Raw genomic sequence first — 23,910 nt, 5'->3', positions numbered from 1 at the left:
GGCATGGGCGTAGGCCGCGCACTACTGCTGTTGCTGTGTTTAGGAGCCTGTTTGGGTACAAGGGTGGCCGAGTCGACGCCGCTGCCTGACAAGATCCGTGCGGCCAGCGAAGAGTGGGCCGATTACACCCAGGCCGATGGCCAGGGCATGGGCTGGGACATCTTGCGTGCGGTCTTCGAGCCTGAAGGCGTCAAGCTGGAGATCCGCAGCGTGCCCTACACCCGCTCGATCGGGTTGGTGCAGCGTGGGGAGATGGACGCACAGGTCGGCGCCTATCGCGATGAAACCGAAGGGCTGCTTTACCCGCATTGGCACTACGACGTCGATCATATCTATGCCTTGGGGCTGGCCTCCAAGCCTTCACCGACGCTGGCGACGATTGGCAACTATCGACTGGTGTGGATGCGCGGGTACGAATACAACAACTACCTGCCCAACATCCGGCGTTTCAATGAGATTCACCGCGCCGTGGGTATCTTGCCGATGCTGGTCCATGATCGTGCCGATTTTTATATCGATGCGTTGATGGAAATCCAGGATGTGCTTGCCAAGGCCGACGATCCCAAGCAATTCAAGCTTTCGCCCCTGATCAATTTGCCGCTGTACCTGGGTTTCGCCAACAACGAAAACGGCCGTACGTTGCGGGCGCTGTTCGACCGACGCATGGAAGTGCTGGTGAAGAGCGGCGAGTTGAAACCGATTTTCGAACGCTGGAAGCAACCCTATCCTTTCGACGAGAAAGGCAAGCCGCCGAAGCCATGATCAATCTTATCGATGTTCATTAGCGATAATTCAGCCTAAGCGTCTGTCGGATCGTGCTGTTACAATGCCCGCCTCTGCGAATCTCCAGTACTAGATCAGGAGCACACCGGTGCCTGTCGTTTTTGTTGCCGCTTCCAAGCTGCCAACGCCCTTTGCGCAATTCACCATGCATGGTTTTCTCGATGAAGCCACCGGCCGCGAGCACGTCGTGTTGAGCCTGGGTGATTTCGCCGACGGTGCACCGGTGCTGGGCCGCCTGCATTCCGAGTGCCTGACCGGCGATGCCCTGTTCAGTCAACGTTGCGATTGCGGTTCGCAACTCGAGGCCGCGCTGCAGGCCATTGCCCGTGAGGGCCGTGGTGTGTTGTTGTACCTGCGCCAGGAAGGACGTGGTATCGGCTTGTTGAACAAGATCCGCGCCTATGAACTGCAAGATGGCGGCGCCGATACCGTGGAAGCCAACGAACGCCTGGGCTTTGCCGCCGACCTGCGTGACTACAGCATTTGCTTGCCGATGCTCGAACACCTGGGTATCAAGTCCCTGCGGCTGATGACCAACAACCCACGCAAGGTCAAGGCCTTGACCGACATGGGCATCGTGGTGGCCGAGCGTGTGCCGCTGCACACCGGTCACAATCCCCACAACAAACTCTACCTGGCAACCAAGGCCAGCAAGCTCGACCACATGATGGGTAACGAGCACCAAGGCGAGGTTGACCGGGCGTGACGCGCGGTCAGGTTCGGCGGCGGCTGTCGGTCAGTTGGTGGAAATACCTGGCCCTGGCCTTGCTGCCGCTGTTCGTGATCAACGCGGTGTTCGGCCAGGGCGAAGCGATTCTGCCGGTGCTGGCGATGCCGCTGTTCATTGCCGGCGTGGCGTCGATGTTTGTCAGCCTCCGATTTTTCGGGCCGTACAAGCAAGCCCTGATCGCCACCCAGAAAGCGCTCGACACGCCCGAAGAACCCCAGGCCTGGATTGACCTGGCGGCCCGTCGCCGCTCAGCCTTCCTGGTGGCCGGGCTACCGGCCTGGGTCGGTGCCCTTGCGGTGTTCGTGGGCCTGGAAGCGGTGCCGTTGATGCTGCTGGCCTTGTCGACTGCCGTGTTGTTCTACCTGTACCGCATCCCGCGCCAACTCGGCTGATGAACCGCTGGCTGGCGGTCTTGCTGCTGGCCGTCAGCGCCTCGACGATGGCCGCCTCGCGAGTTGTCAGCCTGGCGCCGTCGTTGTCGGAAATCGTCGTTGAACTGGGCTCCGCCGACCTGTTGGTGGGCGTGCTGGACGGTGGGGATCGTCCGCCGGCGCTCAGGGACGTGCCCTCGGTAGGCCGTTACGGGCAACTGGACATGGAACGCTTGCTCAGCCTCCAGCCCGACCTGCTCCTGCTCTGGCCCGGCAGTGTCGGCCCGGCGCAGCGCGAGCAACTCAAGGGCTTGGGTATTGCCGTTTATGTCGCCGAGCCCCGCAGCCTCGACCAACTCATCGCGCAAATTGAAGACATTGCCATGCAACTCGGTCGCCCGGAGCGGGGCGCGCCGTGGGCGGCGCAGTTGCGTGTGCGTCTGGAGGCGTTACGCCAGCGCTATCGACGGGACCCGCCGTTGCCGGTGTTCTACCAAGTCTGGGACCGGCCGCTGTACACCGTCGGGGGTGGGCAGATCATCAGTGATGCGCTGGCGGTGTGCGGGGCTCGCAACGTCTTCGCTGACCTGAGCGTGCCGGCCCCGCAGGTGAGTGTGGAAGCGGTGCTGCAACGCAATCCGCAGGTCATCCTGGCCACGGAGCAGGCGCAGCTCGATGCCTGGAAAACCTGGCCGGTGGCGCAGGGGCGGTTGTTGCTGGTCAATGACAAGGGGCTGGAGCGGCCCAGTGGGCAGATGATCGAGGCGACGGCGCGGTTGTGCGAATTGATTGCGCCAGACAGATAGACCGCGGCCCGCCCAAACACCACAAATTCCAGATCAGAGGGCGGGGGTCCAAGTCACCCCAAGCAACCAGGTCCGACCTTCCTCCCGATACCCATACTGGGCTCCATCATGGCTATACAGCGCCCGGCTGTAACCCTTGTCCAGCAGGTTATCCACCTTCATCTCCAGCTTGACCTCCCGGGTCAACGCCCAACTGCCGCGCAGCCCGAGCAAGGCATAGCCACCCAGGGCATTGCGGTTGTTCTCATCGTCATAGCTGCCACTCACCGCTTGCCAGGTGGCGCCCAGGCCCAGACGGTCGAATTGCCGGTCCAGGTCCAGGCTCAAGGTCCGCCGGGCGCGGCGTGCCAGCGTGTGGCCGCTGTCGCAGTCACGTGGGTCGATGATGGCCAGGCCCAGGTTGCCCTGCCAGCCGAACACATCCTGCAGGTAGGCCATCTCAAAACCGTTGATCCGCGCCGAGGCAACGTTCTGTGGGCGTGAGTCACTGCCAAAGATGATCGCGTCTTCCAGATCCGTGCGGTAAAGCGAGGTCTCCAGACGGGCGCTGTCGCTCAGTTGGCTGCGCCATTGCAGTTCGTAGCTTTTCGCCGTCTCGGGTTTCAGGTCAGGGTTGCTGAAGTCCGGGTAGTACAGGTCGTTGAAGGTCGGCGCGCGGAAGCTTTCGCTGTAGGTCAGCAACAGGTCGTTGTCCGGGTTGATCGGCAGGGTAAGCGTGCCGCTCCAACTGTTCTGGCCGCCAAACTGCTGATTCTGGTCGCGACGCAGGCCCAGTTCGGTGGAGAATGTTTCGGCCTGGAAGCGGTGCTGGATGAACGCGGCACGGTTCCAGCGGCTGTCTTCGTCGAACGGCGTGCTGCTGTTGACCCGGTCCTGATACCAGTCACCGCCGACGATCAGGCTGTTGCGCTCGTTCAGCGTCACGTCGTTCTGCCAGGTCACGGAATCGCGGTAGGTGTTGAACACTTCGCGGACATCGCTGAGCTTGTCGAAGGTCTTTTCACGGTTCTCGCTGTGCCCCAGTTCCAGGCGGGACTTCCAGGCGTCGTTGATGCGCCCGTCCACATAGGTGCTGAAGCTGCTCACCGCAAACTCACTGTAGGGTTGCTGGGGCAGGGACTCGAACGTGGTCGGGTCGAAGCGGCCGAACGGGTTGTCGTATTCGCTTTTGCCGCGGTTATCCAGCAGGTTCAGGCCGACTTCCAGGTCATCGCTGGCCGCATGGCTCAGGCTCAGGCTGAAGGACTGGTTGCGGTTGGCATCGTCTTCGCGATCGCTGGCGTAGGACTCGTGGGTGCGGTTGCTACCGGCGCTGTCGTCGAGGCTGGCGCCGAGGTTGAAACGGGTCTGCTCGTCGCCGCCGGACAGGCCCAGGCTGCGTTCCCAGGTCTGGTGGCTGCCGACACCCATATGCAGGCGCGGTTGCAGGCCTTGCTCGTTGCCGCGACGGGTGAAAATCTGGATCACCCCACCCACCGCGTCGGCGCCGTAGATCACCGAGCGCGAACCGCGCAGCACTTCCACGCGCTCGATCTGGTTGATGTTCAAGCGTTGCAGGTTGCTGTCGCCGGAGGTGGCATTGCCGATGCGCTGACCATCCACCAATACCAGGCTCTGGGCCGATTTGGTGCCGCGGATGTAAACCCCCGGCAGGCTGCCGCGCCCACCCAGCGGCGCCACTTGCACACCTGGTACCCGGCTGAGCAAGTCCGTGACACTGGCCGGTTGCAAGCGCTCGATGTCGTCGCGGGTGAACACGGTATTGGCGGCGCTGCTGTCGTTGCGGGCCTCGACCTGGCGGTTGGCGCTGATCACGATGTCGGGCAGCTTCAGGGCCTGGTCGCGCTCAAAGGTGTCGGCCAGCAGTTCGGGGGTTGGCAGCAGGGTAAGGGTGAGGGCTAGGCGAAGTTTCATGGGGTTCCGGACATTTCTGGTCTGCATAAACTCTCTGTGGGAGCGAGCAAGCTCGCTCCCACAGGGAGTTTGTGTTGGCTGAACTTACAGGCCCAACAACTGCAACCGCTGGCGCACCGCCGCTTCGATCCCCACCTCGTCCAATCCACATTCGGCCAGCATCTGCGCCGGCTTGGCGTGTTCGACATAGAGGTCCGGCAAGCCCAGGTGCAGCACCGACTTGAGGATGTTGTCCCGGGCCAGGAATTCGCTGACCGCCGCGCCGGCGCCGCCCATGATGGCGTTTTCCTCGAGGGTGACCAGCAGGTCATGGCTGCCGGCCATCTCGCGCACCAGGGCTTCGTCCAGGGGTTTGACGAAGCGCATGTCCACCACGGTAGCGTCCAAGATGTCGGCGACTTTCAAGGCCTCGGCCAGTTGCACGCCGAATACCAGCAGGGCGGTTTGCTTGCCCTGGCGGCGAATCACGCCCTTGCCGATCTCGATGGGTTCGAGGTCGGTCGAGATCGTCGCGTTCGGGCCGGTGCCACGCGGGTAACGCACTGCCGCCGGGCCATTGAACAGGTGGCCGGTGGTGAGCATCTTGCGCAGCTCGTTTTCATCGCTCGGGGTCATCACCAGCATGCCGGGGATGCAGCGCAGGAACGACAGGTCGAAGCTGCCAGCGTGGGTTGGGCCGTCTTCGCCCACCAAACCGGCGCGGTCGATGGCGAACAGCACGTCGAGGTTCTGTACGGCGACGTCATGAATCAGTTGGTCGTAGGCCCGTTGCAGGAACGTCGAATAGATCGCCACCACCGGCTTGGCGCCTTCACAGGCCATGCCAGCGGCGAGGGTCACGGCGTGCTGCTCGGCAATCGCCACGTCGAAATAGCGTTGCGGGTAGCGTTCGCTGAAGGCCACCAGGTCCGAGCCTTCCTTCATCGCCGGGGTGATGCCCACCAGGCGCGGGTCGGCGGCGGCCATGTCGCACAGCCATTGGCCGAAGACACCGGAGTACTTTGGTCCGCCGGCCTTTTTCGGCGCGGCCGCCGGAGCGTCCAGGGGTTCGAGCTTGGTGATGGCGTGGTAGCCGATCGGGTCGACTTCCGCTGGGGCGAAGCCTTTGCCTTTCTTGGTGACCACGTGCAGGAACTGCGGGCCCTTGAGGTCGCGCATGTTGCGCAGGGTGGCGATCAGCGTGGGCAGGTCATGGCCGTCGATGGGGCCGATGTAGTTCCAGCCCAGTTCTTCGAACAGCGTGCCGGGGACCAGCATGCCCTTGGCGTATTCTTCGGTGCGGCGGGCGATTTCCCAGGCGCCGGGCAGGCGCGAGAGCACTTTCTTGCTGCCTTCGCGCATGCTGGCGTAGGTACGGCTGGAGAGGATCTTTGCCAGGTAGTTGGACAAACCGCCAACGTTGCGCGAGATCGACATGTCGTTGTCGTTGAGGATCACCAGCATGTTGGCGTCGACTTCCGGCGCGTGGTTCAGCGCCTCGAAGGCCATGCCCGCGGTCAGTGCGCCGTCGCCGATCACGGCAATCGCCTTGCGCTCGCTGTTTTGCAGGCGGGCGGCGATCGCCATGCCCAGGGCGGCGCTGATGGAGGTGCTGGAGTGACCGACGCCAAAGGTGTCGTATTCGCTCTCGGAGCGACGCGGGAAGGCGGCGATGCCGTCCTTCTGACGCAGCGTGCCCATGCGCTCGCGACGACCGGTGAGGATCTTGTGCGGGTAGGCCTGGTGCCCGACGTCCCACACCAACCGGTCGTCCGGGGTGTCGAACACGTAATGCAACGCGATCGTCAGCTCGATGACGCCCAGGCCCGCGCCGAAGTGCCCACCGGTCTGGCCGACCGTGTAGAGCAGCTCCAGGCGCAACTCATCGGCCAGGGTTTCCAGCTCGGCTTCACCCAGGCGACGCAGGCCGTCCGGCGTGTTGGCGCGGTCCAGCAGGGGCGTGGTCGGGCGCTTGCGGGGAATCTCTTGAAACGTCGTGGGCATCAGGCGAATCGTTATAGGTATAGAAAGAGGCGGCAGTTTACCTTATGGATCGCAAGCTGCCCACGCGTTGGCCGGAACTTGGCCGATACGCACTTATGAATGGGTTGACCCTGTATCAGCTGCGTCGTTCGACGATATATCGCGCCAAGTCGCGCAACGGCTCGGCCGCCGCGTCAAAGGGTCGCAGCGCGGCCAGGGCCTGGTCGCGCAACTCCAGGGCGTAGGCCTTGGCGGCGTCGAGGCCGAGCAGGGCCGGGTAGGTCGGCTTGTCGCGCGCGATGTCGGCACCCTGGCGCTTGCCCAGGGTCTGGGTATCGCTTTCGACGTCGAGGATGTCGTCCTGCACCTGGAACGCCAGGCCGATGGCCCGGGCGTAGGTCTGCAAGGCTTGCAACTGGGTGGGCGTGGCCCGGCCGCTGGCCAGGGCGCCGAGCCGGACGCTGGCCTCGATCAAGGCGCCGGTCTTGTGCCGGTGCATGTATTCCAGGGCGCTCTGGTCCAGCTTCAGGCCCACCGAGCCCAAATCGATGGCCTGGCCGCCGACCATTCCCGCAGGGCCTGCCGCCAGTGCCAGGGCACTGACCATGTCCAGGCGAACCTGCGCCGGGCAATCGCTCAGGGCCGGATCCAGCAGGGCGCTGAAAGCCAGGCTCTGCAAGCCGTCGCCGGCCAGGATCGCGCAGGCTTCGTCGAATTGCTTGTGGGTAGTGGGCTGGCCGCGACGCAGGTCGTCGTCGTCCATGGCCGGCAAATCGTCGTGCACCAGCGAATACGCGTGGATCAACTCCACCGCACAGGCGGCGCCGTTGGCCTGCTCGGCCTGGCCGCCCAAGGCTTCGCACGCGGCGTAGGCCAACAGCGGCCGTACACGCTTGCCGCCGTTCATCACGCTGTAGCGCATTGCTTCGTACAGGCGCGCCAGCTCCGGGCTCGGGGCGCTGAACAAGGTATCCAATGCAGCATTGACCCGGGCCTGGCTGCTGGCCTGATAGGCGCCGATCATTCAGGCTGTTCCGCGTCGAAAGGCTCTTCGGTCAGCTCGCCGTCGCGCTCGAGCAGCAATTGCACCTTCTGCTCGGCCTGGGCCAGCGCCGCCTGGCAGTCGCGAGTCAAGCCGATACCCTGCTCGAAGGCGGTCAGCGAGTCTTCCAGCGACAATTCGCCGTTCTCCAGCCGTTCCACCAGCGTTTGCAGGTCGGCCAGAGATTGTTCGAAATCCAGTGCAGCTTTTTTGCGGGCCATGGCGGCTATTCCGGTTGACTGTTAAACCGGCGCGACACTAGCAGACATGGGGTTTTGGGGCAAATCAGGGCAGCCGGGCTGGCCTCATATCGGCTAGGAAGGCAGAACCGCTTGGACGGGGCATGATGGACCTGTGGCGAGGGGATTTATCCCCGCTGGGTTGCGAAGCGACCCCCTCGCTCATCTGCCTCGATGCTTCAGGCGAACTTTCTTCAAGCTTTATTGGGGCTGCTTCGCAACCCAACGGGGATAAATCCCCTCGCCACAGGTGATCTTATGTGTCTGGATAACTGACCCGATACCGGGTGCTGCGCCCACCGCCGGGCATTCGCTCCAGGCAGCCTTTCTCCAGCAGTTCGGCGAGATGGCGGGTTGCCGTCGCCTTGGAAACCTTCGCCACTGCTTGGTATTGGGCTGCGCTGATTCCGCCCTCGAAGCCTTTTTCACCGCCATCGAGCATTCGGTTGAGTACCTTGATCTGCTCAGGCGTAAGCGCGCTGTTGCGATGAACTTGCCAGAATCTCGATTTGCAAAACACGCTGTCGATCTGCTTCATCGCCTGCTGGAGGCTGCGCAACAACGTCTGCAGAAACCAGGTCAGCCAGGCGGTGATATCCAGTGTGGCCTTCTGGCTGCTCTCCAGAATCCGGTAATAACCGGCGCGGTCGTCAAGGATGCTCACGGACATGGCGTAGAAACGGATTGCCTGCGCCTCGCCCTGGGCCAGTGCCAGGTCGGTCAGGGTGCGGGTCAGGCGGCCATTGCCATCGTCGAATGGATGCAGGGTGACGAACCAGAAATGAGCGATGCCAGCACGCAACAATGGATCGAGGTCGGCCTGATGACGACTGGTCTCGAACCAGTCGATGAACGTTTGCAATTGCTGTTCAAGACCCTGGCGGGGAGGCGCCTCGAAGTGAACGGTGGGGCGGTCCAACCTGCCAGAGACTACCTGCATCGGTTCGTCACCGCGCAGCGTGCCTACGCGGATCTGTCGGTGGGCAAAGTCGCTGGTTTGATCAGGAAACAACCACTCATGCCATTCCAGCAAGCGTTCGACAGTCAGGGGCTGGTTGAAATGCCGGGTAGCGTCCAGCAAGAGGTTCGCCAAGCCTTCGCTGCGTTGGCTGACCGGCGTGTCGTCGCCTTGTTCCAGGCCGAGGCGGCGGGCCAGGGACGAGCGCACCGAGCCGACATTCAGTTGCTCTCCTTCGATAGCCGAGGAGGTCACGATGTTTTGCAGCAAGGTATCCAGTTCGCTCTGGGCGCTGAGCGAAGCCGTGACCGCGCCCGTCATGCCGAGCAACTGGCCTTGGGTCTGCACGCATTCGCGAAGCAGCGGTGCCAATGCTTCAGCTTGCCAGCGGAAGCCGGGCCAGTCGGGCTGTTGCCAGATCCAATGGGGTGCCATGCGCCTGTCCAAAGATGAGTGAGCCGAATAATAGCGCTATTCGGCTCATTTCGTGAGCCGAATACGCCTGCTATTCGGCTCACGCACCTCTCAGTACGTGATTTCCCACACAGAATCGCGCGTTCCCCGATTGTTAATAATCCGCCGAATCGCTAACCTTCGCGCCATCTACAGCCCCGTTGCGACGGGGCCTTCAGACGAAGCCCGAATAATGACAAGCAGCGCTGAGGATCAGCGCCGGGTTGCGTCGTGCATGGCAGGAGGCATACGTGCGTTTTCTTTCTTTATTGTTCGTGTTGCTCGGCGCGCCGTTGGCGTGGGCGCAGCCTTCTGCCGAGATGTCGGAGCCGGTGGGCGGTTGGCGCTACAGCGGCTTGCTCGATCGCACTGAAAACCCGCAGGTCGCCTATCCCACGCCGCCCATCGACCGGGGTGTGCAGCGCAACCGCACGATGATCGAGGGCCGGCTCAAGGCCATGGGCACGGCTCGCCAGCCCCATAGCCTGGCGGTCAACGGCAATCCACTGAATCTCTACACCGACGACGAGGGGCGTTTCGCCCGGCCGTATGCGTTCGGTGCCGGCTCCAACAGCGTCGAGGTGCGCAGCTCCGAAGGCCAGTCCCTCAAGCGCGTGCAGTTCTATGAAGCCAACAACCTGCGCACGCCCGCGCAGATCCGCGTGGTTCTGGGCTGGGACGACCCCAAGGCCGAACTCGACCTGCATATCGTCACACCCGACGGCCAGCATGCGTTCTTCGGCCAGCCCGCGCTGAGCAACGGCGGCGGCCTCGACCCGGATGGCGTCGACGGCCCCGGCCCCGAAATGTTCACCATGACCGCGCCGATGCACGGCACCTACCTGGTCTACGTGAACTACTGGGGCAACTACGGCAGCGGTGGCTACAACTTTGACGAGACCAGCAACGACAACGAGGTGATCACCTCGCAGATCAACCTGGTGCTCAACGAAAACACCGTCGATGAAAAACGCGAAACCTTTGTCGTGCCCCTGCGTGCCATTGGCGATCTGTTGCTGGTCAAGACTTTCAACTACTAACGCTCCACGGATGAACAGGCCCTTGTGAATATGAGCGACAACACTGCTTCCCCGACCACGCCGACATCTGTCGCTAAACCTGCGCGCCGCTGGCCGGCGATGCTGATCGGGCTGTGCCTGGTGGCCGGCGTGGCCGCCGGGTTGGGCTGGTTCATGATCAAGCCCAAGGCCCCGCCCACGGCGTTGGCGCTGGAGAAGCTCGGCCTGAGCCGGCCCGACGGCCTGCTCGAAGCCCATTCCCTGAGCCAGTTGCCCAAGGACCTGTTGGCCGTGCCGTTCCTCAAGGCCACGCTCACCGAAGACTTCGTCTTTTATTACGAAACCCACGCCGACCGCCTCGGGTTGATGGGTAGCCTGCGCCGGATCATCTACGAGCATGACCTCAAGTTGCAGGACAGCCTGATCGAGGAACTGCTCGACCAGCCGGCCGATGTCGCGCTGTGGCGCGGTGCCGACGGTCGCCTCAAGGACTTCCTGCTGGTGATGGACCGCGGCGGGCTGGCCAAGGTGCTGGAACCGCTGGCTAAAGTCGCGCTGGACGATACGCAACTGAGCAAGCTCAGCGACCTGAAAGTCGCGGGCGATGACGTCGCGCTCTACCAGCTGAGCTACAACGCCAGCAGATCCCTGGCCTTTGCCTCCCATGGCGACAAGCTGGTGGTGTTGTCCAACCCGGCGAAACTCTATGACCCGGCCAACGGCCCGTCGGATGAGCGCGGCAGCGTGTCGACGACCGCCCTGGCCGCCTTGCTCAATGGCGACAAACTGTTCCCCGAAGCCTTCGGCCTGCCGCCCAAGGCGCCGGAGGTCAAGCAACGTATTTCGGTCAATGCCAATGTGCTGGCCATGGGTTACCAGCGCTTCATCCCGAACTTCGCCGGGCTGCGCTTCGACATGGACGACAAGGGCTGGCACAGCTTCCTGGCCATGGACGAGCTGGAAAACCAACCGGACTTCGACTTCAAGCCGATCTGGCAAGCCATGCCCATGGGCGCCAGTGCCTGCGTTGCCTTGCCGTTGGCCGCAGAACCGCAGAAGCCGCTGTTGGTGAAACTTGGCGCCGACGAAAAAGCCGCCCAGGCCATGGTCGACCATGTGGCTGGCGCGGCAGGCCTGTGCTGGTACGCCGATTCGCGGTTGTACACACCGCTGCTGGTGGCGAGCCTGAACGAAGACGACGGCAAGCTCGACGCGGATTTGGGCAAACTGTTCGGGTCGATGGTGGGCGCCTATGAGAACAATGCCGCCGAGCACGTGTTCCCGGTCGTCGAGAAACAGGAAGGCGCAATGCACCAATGGCAGCGCCAGGTGAGCTCCAATTTCGGCCCTTACCTGGCCAAGGACTCGCTGCAACCGGACGCCATCACCGGCAAGGCATTCCTGCGCGTCAGCCTGGCGCGTCATGGTTCGACCCTGCTGTTCTCCCTCGACGACAAGCTGGTGGACAAGGCCCTCGGCACCCTCGACAAGCGCTTCCCACCCATGGCCGACGTGGTGCCCAAGGATGTGCTGATGCCGATTTATTTCGGCCCCGATGCCATGGCGCAGCTGATGCAGCGCGAAACCCTCGACAGCCTGCCCCAGGACATGGAACCGGTGTTCTACAACGCCGCGCAAACCTACTTCATCCCGAAACTGCGCACCCTGGGCGGCTATGGCAAGTACGCCCTGACGTTGCCTGCCGGCAGCGAGCCGGACGGGCACTGGCAGTGGCTGCCACTGGAATGGAAAGCGCTGTGACAGGACTGATCCGCAACCCCGGATGGGCGCTGCTGCTGGCACTGCTGTGGGGTGGGCCGGCGCTGGCCGTCGAGACGCCGCTTTCCGTCGCGGCGCCGCTTTCCGTCGCGGCGCGGCCTTCCGTTGAGACGCCGCCGCTGGATGTGCAGCAATCCCAGGTGTTTCGTGCCTGGTTCGTGCGCATCGCCGAGGAGCAGTTGACCAAAGGCCCGAGCCCGCGCTGGTACCAGCAAGACTGCGCCGGCCTGGTGCGGTTCGCCGCCAACGAGGCGCTGAAGGTCCACAACGATAAGTGGCTGCGCAGCAATGGCCTGTCCAACCGCTACCTGCCGCCGGAGCTCGAACTCAGTGACGCCCAGCGGCGCCTGGCCCAGCAATGGCAGCAGGGCGGCGGCAAGGTCGGGCCCTACGTCAACGCCATCAAGCTGATCCAGTTCAACAGTCGCCTGGTGGGCCGCGATGTCGCCCAGGCCCGTCCCGGCGACCTGATGTTCTTCGATCAGGGCGACGACCAGCACCTGATGATCTGGATGGGCCGCTACATCGCCTATCACACCGGCACCACAACCCCTACCGACAACGGCATGCGCTCCGCAAGCCTGCAACAACTCATGAACTGGAAGGACACCCGATGGATACCCGACGCAGCCAACCCCAACTTCATCGGCGTCTATCGACTCAACTTTCTCTCCCAATGACCGGTGCCCGCATGCTGCGCTTGTGTTCAAAATTGCCCCTGCTGTTTGCCTTGTTGCTGGCCCCCCTCGTGAACGCCGAGGACACGGTGGAGCCCAGCGGCTACACGCCGGTATCCGGTGAAAGTTTCTTCCTGCTGGCCGACAGCAGCTTTGCCAGCGACGAGCAGGCCATGGTCCGCCTCGAAGCGCCGGGCCGCGACTACCGCCGGTTCCGCATGGAGCCTTACGGCGGCGCCGATATCCGCGTCTATCGCATCGACAAGCCGCTGGATTTCCTCAAGCGCCAGAAGAACCTGCACCGCGTGGTCAGCGACGGCCAGTTCAAGGGCGAAGGCCTGTCGAACACCCTCGCGTACCTGTGGGACAACTGGTACCGCAAGTCTCGTCGAGTGATGCAACGGGCGTTTTCCTACGAGTCCCGCCAGCAAGTCACCGAAGAAGTGCCGGAACTGAAGATCGGTGATGCCCTGGTCGCGCCGACCCCGTACGACGCACCGCCACAATTCGCCTTGATCCCGGGCTTGCCGGTGGTCAGCCAGTTCCGTTATCCGCTCTGGGAAGCCAAGCCGATCCAGCCGCCTGCGGGCGTCAACCTGGCCGGCTCGTCCAGCGAGTTCGTCAGCGTCGCGCCGGGCAACGTCTACGTGCCGCTGGGCCAGTTGAAGCCCGGCCTGTACCTGGTGGAAGCGCTGATCGGCAAATACCGCGCGACCACCATGGTGTTCGTTTCCAACACCGTGGCCGTGAGCAAGATTGCCGGCGATGAGTTGCTGGTCTGGGCCGCACGCAAGCATGAAGGGCGTTCGGTGCCCAAGGTCAACGTGCTGTGGACCGACGGCCTGGGCGTAATGAGCAGCGGTGCCACCGATGAAAACGGCCTGCTGCGCCTCAAGCACGTCAGCCCGGAGCGTTCGTTCGTCATCGGTGAAGACGAGGAGGGCGGGGTATTCGTCTCGGAAAACTTCTACTACGACAGCGAAATCTACGACACCAAGCTCTATGCCTTCACCGACCGGCCGCTGTACCGGCCAGGGGATTGGGTATCGCTGAAAATCGTTGGTCGTGAGTTCAAGAACGCCCGTGATTCGGTGCAACCGAGCGCCGCCGACGTCAATGTCAGCGTGCTGGACGCCACCGGTACCGAGCTGCAAACCCTGGCCCTGAAACTCGATTCCAAGGCCGGCACCCAAGGCCGTTTCCAGCTGCCGGAAAACGCCGTGGCCGGCGGCTATGAACTGCGTTTCAGCTACAAGGACCAGCTCTACAGTAGCGCCTTTCGTGTAGCCGAATACATCAAGCCGCACTTCGAAATCGCCCTGAACCTGGCCAAGCAGGACTACCGCACCGGCGAGCCGGTCAAGGGCAACCTCGTGCTGCTGTACCCGGACGGCAAACCGGTGGTGAATGCCACGGTGAGCCTGAGTCTGCGCGCCCAGCAACTGTCGATGGTCGATAACGAACTGCAATACCTGGGGCAATTCCCGGTCGAGCTGACCAGCAGCGAAGTGACCACCGATGCCAAGGGCAACGCGACCCTCGACCTGCCGGCCGCCGACAAGCCGAGCCGCTACACGCTCACCGTGTTCGCCAGCGATGGCGCGGCGTATCGGGTCAAGACCACCAAGGAAATCCTCATCGACCGTGGCGCGGCGAATTTCCGCTTGAGCGCACCCCAGCGCTTCAGCGCCGTCGGCCAGAAAGTGGCGTTCAGCTACACCAACGAGGGCGGCAACGAGCAAGCCAAGGCTGTGACGCCGGGCAGCTACGCCTGGGTGCGCCTGGAAGACCAGACTACGGGTGAAGGCAAGCTGACGGCCAAGGACAAGGGCTTCAGCCTGACCTTCGACCGTCCTGGCACCTACAACCTGACGCTCAAGGACGACCACGGCCGGGTCATTGGCGCCGCCGCCCATGCAGTGACGGGTGAAGGCATCAAGGCCGTGCCGGGCACGGTCGAGATCGTCTTCGACAAGCCTGAATACAAGACCGGTGACGAAGCGCTGGCGCTGATTACCTTCCCGGAACCGGTCAGCGATGCGCTGCTGTCGCTTGAGCGGGACAAAGTCGAGGCCACGGCGCTGCTGTCCAAGGGCGGCGACTGGCTGAAGATGGAAAAACTCAGCGACACCCAATACCGCGCGCGCATTGCCGTGAAGGATAACTTTGCGCCCAACCTGACCTTCTCGGTGCTGTACACCAAGGGCGGCCAGTACAGCTTCCAGAACGCTGGCATCAAGGTGATCACGCCGCAGATCGACGTTGCCGTCGTCACCGACAAAGCCACCTACCGCCCGGGTGACACGGTGACCGTGGACCTGAGTACCCAGTTCGCCGGCAAGGCGATCCCCGCGCACCTGACGGTCAGCGTGGTGGACGAAATGGTCTACGCCCTGCAACCGGAAGTGGCGCCGACCATCGATCAGTTCTTCTATCACCCACGGCGCAACAACGTGCGCACCAGTGCCAGCCTGTCGTTCATCAGCTACGACGTGGCGTTGCCAGGCAGCCCTGGCGCGCCGGGCAAGGCCAACCGCAGCGAACGCGGGGTCAAGGTGCTGGAGCGGCCGCGGCGTGAAGACGTCGACACCGCTGCATGGCAGCCGGAACTGGTCACCGACGCCAACGGCAAGGCCCGGTTCACCTTCAAGATGCCGGACTCCCTGACCCGCTGGCGCATCACGGCCAAGGCAATTGCCGATGACGGCCAAGTGGGCCAGAAGAAGCAGTTCATCGCCTCGGAAAAACCGCTGTACCTGAAATGGAGCGGCCCGACCCGTTTCCGCACGGGCGACAAGCCACAACTGGGCCTGTTCGCGTTCAGCCAGTCTGAAAAACCACTGAAGGCCGAGCTGCTGATCCGCTACGCCGGCGCCGAACAGCGCATGGTGGTGGAGCTGAAAAACGGCATCAACTACGTGGCGCTGCCGGCCCTGGAGCTGAGCAGTGGCGACTTGAACGTGCAGTTGCAATTGAACGGCGAAACCCAGGACGCCCTGGCCATGCGCTTGAACGCCAGCGGCAATGGCTGGCAAATCACCCAGAGCCAGCGCCTCGATGTGGCGAGCGGCGACACCCCGCTAACCTTGCCGGCCGACGCCAGCGATATTCGCCTGCGCCTGGACGACAGCCCGCAAGCGTTGTTCCGTTCGGCCCTGGATGACCTGCTCAGCTACCCATACGGTGGCGTCGAGCAGACCGCCAGCCGCCTGTTGCCGTTGAGCATTGCCTATCCGACCCTGGCGTCGAACCCGCAGATCCGCGACCGCTTGCGGTTGATCATGCAAAACAGCCGCTTGCGCCTGGTGCAGATGGCCGGCCCCTCGGCGAGCTTTACCTGGTGGGGCCAGGACGGTGAGCCGGATGCATTCCTCACCGCCTATGCCTATTACGCTGACTGGCACGCCAGCAAGGCCTTGGACCTGAGCCTGCCGCCGGAACACTGGCAACGGGTGCTGGAGGTCTACGCCAAGCAGGCCGGTGATACGCCGCTGCTGCAGCGGGCGCTGATCCTGTCGTTCGCCAAGCAGATGCAATTGCCGGTGAACACCTTGCTCAGCGGCCTGATGGACGATCTGGCGAAGGCCAGTGAAGACAGCACCGAGAGCGTGCTGGACAGCGGTGAAGACAGCCTGGTCATGAACGCCCCGGATTCGGCCCTTGGCTTGGCCAGCGCCCGTGTCCTGACCGCGTCCCTGGCGAAACAGGCGAAGGTGCCGTTGCCGGCGGCCTTCAGCCGTCAAGTCGATGCGGCGCAACAGCAACTGGAGCTCAGTTCGCAGCCGTTCGTCGAGGCCCTGGTGTTGTCGTTGCAGAGCTTCGATCAGGCTCGCGCCACTGCATTGCTGGAGCGTGTGTTGCCGCAGCAGTCCACCTTGGAGCGGGCCCTGGCCTTGACCTGGTTGCAGCGCAGCATCGAACAGGCAGCGCCGGCCGTGGCCCTGGCACCGGGCGAAGGCTGGGCAGCCAAGCAGGGCGCGACCGGTGAAACCTACTGGCAATGGCAGGGCGCGCAGCTTCCAACGATGCTGACCCTGACCGGCGCCCAGGAGCGTCCATTGCAAGCGGCACTGAGCTTCCAGAGCCAGCAACCGCCGGTAGCACCGATGGCCGTGTCCATCACCCGGCGCCTGTCGCGCCTGGTGCCGGGTGACGAGGCTTTCACCTTCAAGCTCGAAGCCGTGGGCAACAAACCGTTGTCCAGCGACAGCCTCTACCTGGATGAAGTGATCATCAACAGCAAGGCTCCGACGCCACTGCGCTACGGCATGCTCGAAGTGCCGCTGCCGCCGGGCGCCGATGTGGAGCGCACCACCTGGGGTATCCAGTTGATGGGCAAGGCCGACAGCGAACCGACGTCCCTGGAAAAGGCCCGCTTCGAGCCCGGCCAGATGGCGTATGCGGTGCCGGTGGATGCCCTCAGTGGCGAGCTGCGCCTGCGGCACTTGGTGCGCTTCTCCCAGAAAGGCCAGTTCACCTTGCCGCCGGTGCGCTTCACCCAGGTCTACGCGCCGCAACATCAGGCGCGGGAGCAGAAACCGGCGCTTGGTCAGATCACGGTCAACTGATATGCGTTGGCCGCTGGTTGGGTGGTTGCTGTGCTTGATCCCTGCGCTGGTAACAGCGCAGGACGAGCCGTTGCGCCTGGCCTTCGACGGTCAATTGCTGCGTGTGAGCCAGACCCAGGTGCTGGATCGCCAACCGCTGCCCGAGACCTTGCAGGCGCCGCTGGGCAGTCTGTGGAAGATCTTTGTCTACGCCTGGCTGGTGGACACCGGCGCCCGTGAACCGGTGTATGAATGCCGGGGGGAGTCGAAGGAAGAGGTCTATTGCTGCACTGCCGGGCAGAGCATCGGTCGCGATCAAGCCTTGGTGAAATCTTGCGGCTTGTATTTCGAACCGCAGCGGCTCGGGCTTTCGGCCTCGGACTGGCGCGCCTATTGGCAGGCTCGTCAGGCACCGGCCTGGTTATTGGACCTGTCCATGTTGCAACCCCAGACTCAGGTGCCTGTCGCCGGACTGCTCAAGACCCTGGCCACGCTGCCGGCCCAGGATCAGGCGCGGCGGGTGCTGCTGGACGTGGTGCTCAACGCGGCGGACGGGCGACTGGTCGGTGAGTTGGGCAGCCGTCTGCGGGTCAAGACCTGGAGTTGGCTGGGCGATCAGGGGCCCTCGTCCCGTCAGGGCGGTTTCGCCGGTTGGCTGGCGGACGGCACCCCGGTATGGGCCGGTGGTCGCGGCACCAGCCAGCAGGTCTTGAAGGTCTACGGCGAAGGGTTGGCGGCGGCACTGCCATCGCGCTGGCCGGCGGAAACTGGGCGTTGCGTGGAAGTCGGCCTGTTTGCCCGTTATCCGTTGCAACGGGTAATGGCGGGCGACCGTCCAGCCTCGCCGGGCCAACTGCGCGGCGATTATCGCGTCGAATTCAGCAACGGCAATCAATTGGACATCCACAGCGATGGCGAGCTGTTCCTGATGCCCGACAAGCTGGTGGCGCGTCTGGACCGGGAGGAATACGTCGCCCGGGTCTTGCAGCGCGAAGCCAAGGCCGAGCCTGCCGAAGCCGCCAAGGCGCTGGCGGTGGCGATCCGCACCTATTTGTTGCAGAACGCCCAACGCAACGGTGATTGCCTGAGCATCGACGACAGCAGCCATCGCCAGCGTGTCGCGCCACGCCCGGCGGCGCCCGAAACCCGCGCCATTGCCGCCTGGACCAGCGACCTGGTCCTGGCCGGCACCGATGTCACCTACCACTCTGACCAGCCTGGCCCGGACAAACTGTCCTGGGCACAAGCGGTGGAGCAAGCCAACGCCGGCCAACGCTACGACGCCATCCTGCTGCACGCCTACCCGCGCGCCAGCCTCAGTCGCTGGGACAACCCGGTGGCGTCTTGCGAGGCATTGCCCGCCGCCCAGGACTGGCTGCTGAAACAACGGCGCGGCTGGCGTTCGCGGTTGGAAAGCGAAGTGGGCTACAACGAAATCAGCGCTTTCGCCGTCTGCCGCGTCGCCTTTGGCCGGCCTTACGTCGACCGCGAGCGCCAGCGCATCTATGTGCGTGGCGTGCTGTCGCTGCAAGACCGCCTCGACCTGACCCATGAATATCTGCACCTGGCCTTTGAAGCTCATCCCAATGGCCAGGACGAAAACTATATCGAAGGGCTTGCCCGTCACCTCTTGCTGGAATAGACCATGACACTCCGTTATCCACAGGTCTTGCTGTTGCTCTGCGCCTTGACCGCGTTGCCTCCGGCCATCGGCGCCGAGAACATCAAGCTCGACACCCCGGTCGGCGGTTGGCGCAACGGTGCGCCGGGCGGCGAGGATGAAAATTTCAGCCAGACCGTCAACTACCCGGCCTCGTCGGTCAATACGCCCCAGGGCCAAGCCAATACTGCGCGGATCACCGGTCAGATCAAAAGTGCGCCCAAGGACGGCAACGCGCCGGGCCAGCTCATTGTCAACGGCGTGAGCCTGCCACTGAAACTCGATGAGGAAGGCCGCTTCGACCGACCGTTCTCGTTCCCCAACGGCAGCAACAGCGTTGAAGTGCGCAGCGCCGATGGCCAGCAACGGCACCGTACGCAATTCCTCAACACCAGCGGCGGCGCCACCCCGGCCAAGCTGCGGGTGCTGCTGACCTGGGACAGCGACGGCACCGACCTGGACCTGCACCTGGTCACCCCCGACGGCGCCCACATCTGGTACGGCGACCGCGCCGCTGCCAACGGCGCCGCCCTCGACGTCGACGTCACCACCGGCTACGGCCCGGAAATCTTCGCCATGCCGGCGCCGATCAAAGGCCAGTACCTGGTGTACGTGAACTACTACGGCGGCGGATATCGCAGCGAAGAAGACAGCGAAGAAGGCGAGGGCGGCGCAGAACAAGCGCAACAAGCCCTGACCACCGCGCAGGTCACCGTGATCACCGAAGAAGGCACGCCGAACGAGAAGATGGAAACCTTCGTCGTGCCGATGCGGGCGGTGGGCGAGCTGACGTTGGTCAAGAGCTTCAGCTATCCGTAAGCCGCCATCGACCAGTGGGTGAGTTTTTAACCTGTGGGAGCGAGCTTGCTCGCGATGGCGTCGGTAAATCTAGCCTCTCTGCAAACTGATAGACCGCTATCGCGAGCAAGCTCGCTCCCACAGGGTTTTCTGTCGTTTGTGACAAATAAAAATCTCACGCGTGAGCTATTGTGGGCTTGCGAAACTACCTGTAGTGTTTCTCACGCGTGAGTTTTTCACAGTGGGGTCAGTACCATGTCAACCAGCTCTCCATCAGATCCGCCAGACGGGTCTGTAACCGATTCAGCGAGCCGCACGGGAGAGCGCGCCAAACCCTCCGCGAAAAAGCCGTCGAGCTTCTACATGAAGCAGATGCGCGCGGGCCTGAGTGCCGCCGGGTATGTGAAACACGAGACTTGGGTGCTTCCCGAAAACCGAAGCCTGCTCAAGCAAATGGAGAAACAGCTACGCCAACCGATTCTGGCTGGCTCATTCATGTCGGAGGATTACATGAGCGCAGGTAATAACTGGAACATCGATCGCCTCTACAGCGCCCTTCAGGCCCTGGACGAAGTGGTCGCGAACGACATCACCCTCTCCCTCGTCCAAGGCTCCGAGTCCAGCATCAAGCTGGAAATGAATGACTTCGGTGGCTTGCCGATCTACATCGCCGTGGTTGGCGACCAGATCATCGTCGATACCGTCCTGGTGGACGTCGAGTCGATCAGCGACGTGGCTGCCTTCAACGACGCCGTGCTGCGCAGCCGGGAAATGTTCCCGCTGTCGTCCATCGGCATCGAGACCATGCCCAACGGACAGGTCGTCTACAACATGTTCGGCGCGCTGAGCTCCGACTCCAGCCTGACCAACGTCGTCACCGAGGTCAAAACCCTCGTCGACAACGTCCAGCGCGCCAGCGAAGCGTTCGAACGCTTCTTCATCTAATTCGCCGAATAGGAACCATCCAATGACTCAGTCCATCTGGAGCAAGTTGTTCACTGCACTGCGTGGCGGTGCCAACGAAGTCGGCGAATCGATCGTCGACCAACAGGCCCTGCGCATCCTCGACCAGGAAATCCGTGATGCCGACAGCGCGCTGGCCAATGCCAAGCGTGAGCTGGTCACCATCATGGCCAAGCACAAGCTGGCGACCGATCGCGTCGGCGAATACAACGCCAAGATCAAGGACCTGGAAGCCAAGGCCCTGGCCGCGATCCAGGCCAACCGCGAAGACCTGGCGCTGGAAGTGGCCGAAGCCATTTCGACCCTGACCAACGAACTGGACGCCGAGCAGAAGCACGCGACCGAATTCGGTGGTTATGCGGACAACATGCGCAAGGACATCACCAAGGCCGAAAGCCGGATCAAAAGCCTGCGCCAGCAAGTGGACATGGCCAAGGCCCGCGAAAGCGTGCAGAAGGCCCAGGTCAGTGCTTCGATCGCCAGCGGTGGCGCCAATGGCAAGCTGGAAACCGCCGTCGGTACGCTCAACCGTTTGCAGGCCAAGCAACAGCAACGTGCCGCTGAGCTGCAAGCCCAGGACGAACTGGCCGAGGCTTCGACTGGCTCCGACCTGGAGCGCAAGCTGCGCGACGCCGGCATCACGCCGAACGAAGGCAGCGCCAATGCGATCCTGGAGCGCCTGAAGAAAAAATCGGCTGAGTGATCGTGCAGTTGCGCTCATCACCCTGAGCGCACTGAACCTGTGGCGAGGGGATTTATCCCCGCTGGGCTGCGCAGCAGCCCTAAAACCTGACGCCTCAGTGTGTCAGTTGGATGGTGTTCGCTGCTTTGGGGCTGCTACGCAGCCCAGCGGGGATAAATCCCCTCGCCACAGGTTTGTGCTCGGCATCAGGGTTTTGTGTTTGAGTTCTGCTTTCCTGGAAATCACCGGGTTTATTGTCACCGAAGTACTTTTATCCACCCCCCGCAACAGGTTTAATGCTGTCCGGCCATTACGCTCAAGCCCTCAGACGCCAGAGCGATGATCCCGCCAGGAACGAAGCCCCACGGAGTCAGGGACGAATGTCGATTTTCCTTTTGTTGCGCACGTACGCGTCGTCCTTCTTCCATCGGTTCGGTTGGGCGGGCCTGGCCATTGCGTTGGGCGTGCACCTGTCCACGGCCTGGATCGGCCTGGTGCTGCTGGGCGAGCAACACCTCATCGCCGCCGCCACGTTTATCTACTTCTATCTCACCACCACGCTCACCGTCGGCTATGGCGATTTGTTGCCACAGACATCCGCCGGGCGAATTTTCGTGGCGACCTGGATCATGCTCGGGGGCATTGCCCTGTTGACCACGGTCATTGGCAAAACCACCAGCAGCGTCATCGATGTATGGAGAAAAGGCATGAAGGGCAAAGGCGATTTCACCGGCAAGGTCGGCCACACGGTTCTCATCGGTTGGGAGGGCGCCTCCAGCGAGCGGGTCATTGAATTGCTGCTGCAGGACGAAACCTCCAACGACAACCTGATCGTCATCTGCGATTGCGATCTCGAAGAAAACCCCATGCCCGGCAAGACATCGTTCATCAAAGGCGACAGCCTGTCCTCCGTCGCGCTGTTGCAGCGTGCCGGCGTACCGGGGGCAGAACGCGTGCTGGTGCGCACCCACTCCGACGACCTGACCCTGGCCACCGTGCTGGCGGTCAACCAATTGGGCCCTGCCGGGCATGTGGTCGCGCACTTCAATGACAGCGAAATCGCCGCCCTTGCCAGCGCCTATGCGCCGAGCCTGGAATGCACCTCCAGCATGGCCATCGAAATGTTGGTGCGTGCCTCCCAGGACCCGGGCTCGTCCGTGGTCATCAATGAATTGCTCTGTGTCGGCCAAGGCGCCACTCAGTACCTGATGAAACTACCCGAGGCGTTTGAAGCGACGTTCGGCGACCTTTATGCCCGAATGAAAGAGCAGCACAACGCTACGCTGATTGGGTACCGCGCCAAGGGCGCCCGACAGCCATCGATCAACCCGCCCGGCGCCACCCGCGTCGTGGGCGGGGAACTCTTCTACATCGCCTCCACGCGTCTCAAGGAAATTTCCCATGGGGTGGTTTAAACAGTTGATGGGGCTTGAGGCCCCGAACGCGAACACGACAGCCAGCAATAACGCGCCTGTCACCGGGCCGCTGGGCCTGGCCTCCGGCAAGCAGGTCATGTTCGACTCCACGCTCAAGTTGCTGCTCGACGGCAACAGCACCGTAATCATTCCGGGCTCCCAACAGATCTGGAGCCTGGGCATCGTCGACCTCGGGCAGTCGAACTGGCTGTCGCGCTGCTACATGAACGACGAAGACTACTGGTTGCAAGTGCACACCAGTGGCGATATCGCCGGGCAGGTCGAGTCGGTGATCCTGTTCAACTACCTCAGCTACGTCACGATCAACAGTGAAGCGGAGTTACGTCGCCTGGCCGGTCCTGACAGCCTGATTGGCCTGCCGACCTACACCCATGACGGCGTCGAGTACACCCGCGAATGGGGCACCGAGGCGGGCCAGACAGAACTGGTGACGTTGAGCGAGCGCGTGAGCAATCCGGATGAGTCCTACAGCGTCGAGCACCGTTCGATGCTGTACGCCCGCGACACCGGCCTGACGGATCGCCGGGAGTTCCTGCTGTTCTCCGTTGAAGAGGACGCCGAAGGCACCGTCAGCCTGAGCACTTCGCTGGGTATTTCGCTGTACACCACTGACCTGAACACTCTTTGAATAAGGAATAATTCCATGCTTGAAGCGCTCTCCATTTCCCTGAACAAAGCCGCCGTGCTTGGCTTTGTCATGTACATCCTCGGCGCCGCCGTGCTGTTCGCGCTGTTCCAGTTCATCTACACCCGCGTCACGCCGCACAAAGAGTTCGAGCTGATCCGTTCGGGCAACGTGGCGGCGGCCATTGCCCTGGGCGGAGCCGTCATCGGTTTCGCGATTCCGGCCAGCAACGTGATTGCCTATTCGATCAGCATGCTGGATTTCGTTGTCTGGGCAGTGATCGCCGCTGTCGTCCAGTTGTTGGCGTTCCTGGTGACCAGCCTGGTGCTCAAGGGCGCTTCCGCGCGGATCAGGAACGGTGAAATCGCCGCGGGTATCTATATCGCCGCCGTGGCCATCAGCGTCGGCATGTTGAACGCCGCGTGCATGACGCCTTCCACGAACTGATTGCGCCACGGAGAACCCG

Annotated in this window: 20 protein-coding genes; 15 read left to right on the top strand and 5 right to left on the bottom strand. The window is 63.0% G+C overall.

Annotation, left to right across the window (positions count from 1 at the left end; translation table 11 throughout):
* Positions 1–3: 3 nt before the first annotated feature.
* The 4 genes from BT116_RS18985 (at position 4) to BT116_RS18970 (ending at position 2,690) form a co-directional block, all read left to right on the top strand.
* Positions 4–762: a substrate-binding periplasmic protein gene (locus BT116_RS18985; RefSeq protein ID WP_072346347.1), complete on the top strand. Its 759-nt coding sequence runs from the start codon at positions 4–6 to the stop codon at positions 760–762.
* A 109-nt stretch (positions 763–871) separates the two neighbouring features.
* Positions 872–1,489 (top strand): GTP cyclohydrolase II, encoded by a 618-nt coding sequence (gene ribA, locus BT116_RS18980; RefSeq protein WP_030140454.1) that lies wholly within the window; start codon positions 872–874, stop codon positions 1,487–1,489.
* On the top strand, positions 1,486–1,905 hold the full coding sequence (locus BT116_RS18975) for a hypothetical protein (protein WP_063324171.1): 420 nt from the start codon (positions 1,486–1,488) through the stop codon (positions 1,903–1,905). Before ribA ends, BT116_RS18975 begins: the two co-directional genes overlap by 4 nt.
* Positions 1,905–2,690 carry a cobalamin-binding protein gene (locus tag BT116_RS18970; protein WP_072346345.1) on the top strand — a complete coding sequence of 262 codons (786 nt, stop codon included), beginning with the start codon at positions 1,905–1,907 and terminating at the stop codon, positions 2,688–2,690. The genes BT116_RS18975 and BT116_RS18970 overlap by 1 nt, the downstream gene beginning before the upstream one ends.
* A gap of 33 nt (positions 2,691–2,723) precedes the next feature.
* Here BT116_RS18970 and BT116_RS18965 read toward each other — a convergent pair whose 3' ends face one another.
* From BT116_RS18965 to BT116_RS18945, 5 genes are all read right to left on the bottom strand, one after another.
* A complete protein-coding gene (locus BT116_RS18965; protein WP_072346343.1) occupies positions 2,724–4,604 on the bottom strand; it encodes a TonB-dependent receptor domain-containing protein in 1,881 nt (626 codons plus the stop codon).
* Between the two features lie 84 nt (positions 4,605–4,688).
* A complete protein-coding gene (gene dxs / locus BT116_RS18960) occupies positions 4,689–6,587 on the bottom strand; it encodes a 1-deoxy-D-xylulose-5-phosphate synthase (RefSeq protein WP_072346341.1) in 1,899 nt (632 codons plus the stop codon).
* 115 nt (positions 6,588–6,702) lie between these two features.
* A complete protein-coding gene (gene ispA / locus BT116_RS18955) occupies positions 6,703–7,590 on the bottom strand; it encodes a (2E,6E)-farnesyl diphosphate synthase (protein WP_072346339.1) in 888 nt (295 codons plus the stop codon).
* The gene (locus tag BT116_RS18950; protein ID WP_003185917.1) at positions 7,587–7,829 is read right to left on the bottom strand and encodes an exodeoxyribonuclease VII small subunit; all 243 of its coding nucleotides are present in this window, start codon (positions 7,827–7,829) and stop codon (positions 7,587–7,589) included. The genes ispA and BT116_RS18950 overlap by 4 nt, the downstream gene beginning before the upstream one ends.
* A 274-nt stretch (positions 7,830–8,103) precedes the next feature.
* Entirely contained in the window at positions 8,104–9,240 is a 1,137-nt protein-coding gene (locus tag BT116_RS18945) for a Fic family protein (protein WP_072346337.1), read from the bottom strand.
* A 269-nt stretch (positions 9,241–9,509) separates the two neighbouring features.
* Here BT116_RS18945 and BT116_RS18940 point away from each other — a divergent pair, with 269 nt between their 5' ends.
* The 11 genes from BT116_RS18940 (at position 9,510) to BT116_RS18890 (ending at position 23,891) form a co-directional block, all read left to right on the top strand.
* On the top strand, positions 9,510–10,298 hold the full coding sequence (locus BT116_RS18940) for a YfaP family protein (RefSeq protein ID WP_072346335.1): 789 nt from the start codon (positions 9,510–9,512) through the stop codon (positions 10,296–10,298).
* A 30-nt stretch (positions 10,299–10,328) separates the two neighbouring features.
* On the top strand, positions 10,329–12,038 hold the full coding sequence (locus BT116_RS18935; RefSeq protein ID WP_072346333.1) for a DUF2138 domain-containing protein: 1,710 nt from the start codon (positions 10,329–10,331) through the stop codon (positions 12,036–12,038).
* Positions 12,023–12,736: a DUF1175 domain-containing protein gene (locus tag BT116_RS18930; protein WP_072346330.1), complete on the top strand. Its 714-nt coding sequence runs from the start codon at positions 12,023–12,025 to the stop codon at positions 12,734–12,736. The genes BT116_RS18935 and BT116_RS18930 overlap by 16 nt, the downstream gene beginning before the upstream one ends.
* Positions 12,733–17,301: an alpha-2-macroglobulin family protein gene (locus BT116_RS18925; protein ID WP_072346328.1), complete on the top strand. Its 4,569-nt coding sequence runs from the start codon at positions 12,733–12,735 to the stop codon at positions 17,299–17,301. The genes BT116_RS18930 and BT116_RS18925 overlap by 4 nt, the downstream gene beginning before the upstream one ends.
* Before the next feature lies 1 nt (position 17,302).
* Positions 17,303–18,922, top strand: a complete 1,620-nt coding sequence (locus tag BT116_RS18920) for a DUF2300 domain-containing protein (protein WP_072346326.1) — start codon at positions 17,303–17,305, stop codon at positions 18,920–18,922.
* Positions 18,923–18,925: 3 nt separating this feature from the next.
* Positions 18,926–19,759 carry a YfaP family protein gene (locus BT116_RS18915; RefSeq protein WP_072346324.1) on the top strand — a complete coding sequence of 278 codons (834 nt, stop codon included), beginning with the start codon at positions 18,926–18,928 and terminating at the stop codon, positions 19,757–19,759.
* A gap of 342 nt (positions 19,760–20,101) precedes the next feature.
* Positions 20,102–20,683: a YjfI family protein gene (locus BT116_RS18910; RefSeq protein ID WP_003205989.1), complete on the top strand. Its 582-nt coding sequence runs from the start codon at positions 20,102–20,104 to the stop codon at positions 20,681–20,683.
* 22 nt (positions 20,684–20,705) lie between these two features.
* Positions 20,706–21,404 carry a PspA/IM30 family protein gene (locus BT116_RS18905; RefSeq protein ID WP_003185899.1) on the top strand — a complete coding sequence of 233 codons (699 nt, stop codon included), beginning with the start codon at positions 20,706–20,708 and terminating at the stop codon, positions 21,402–21,404.
* Between the two features lie 359 nt (positions 21,405–21,763).
* Positions 21,764–22,798 (top strand): ion channel, encoded by a 1,035-nt coding sequence (locus BT116_RS18900; RefSeq protein WP_072346322.1) that lies wholly within the window; start codon positions 21,764–21,766, stop codon positions 22,796–22,798.
* The gene (locus tag BT116_RS18895; protein WP_072346320.1) at positions 22,785–23,447 is read left to right on the top strand and encodes a DUF2491 family protein; all 663 of its coding nucleotides are present in this window, start codon (positions 22,785–22,787) and stop codon (positions 23,445–23,447) included. Before BT116_RS18900 ends, BT116_RS18895 begins: the two co-directional genes overlap by 14 nt.
* Positions 23,448–23,462: 15 nt before the next feature.
* Entirely contained in the window at positions 23,463–23,891 is a 429-nt protein-coding gene (locus BT116_RS18890) for a DUF350 domain-containing protein (protein WP_063324186.1), read from the top strand.
* Positions 23,892–23,910 lie beyond the last annotated feature (19 nt).

It is taken from the genome of Pseudomonas sp. NFACC16-2, assembly GCF_900119205.1.
GTDB lineage: Bacteria > Pseudomonadota > Gammaproteobacteria > Pseudomonadales > Pseudomonadaceae > Aquipseudomonas > Aquipseudomonas fluorescens_Q.
This window is presented reverse-complemented; position numbering and strand designations above follow the sequence as displayed.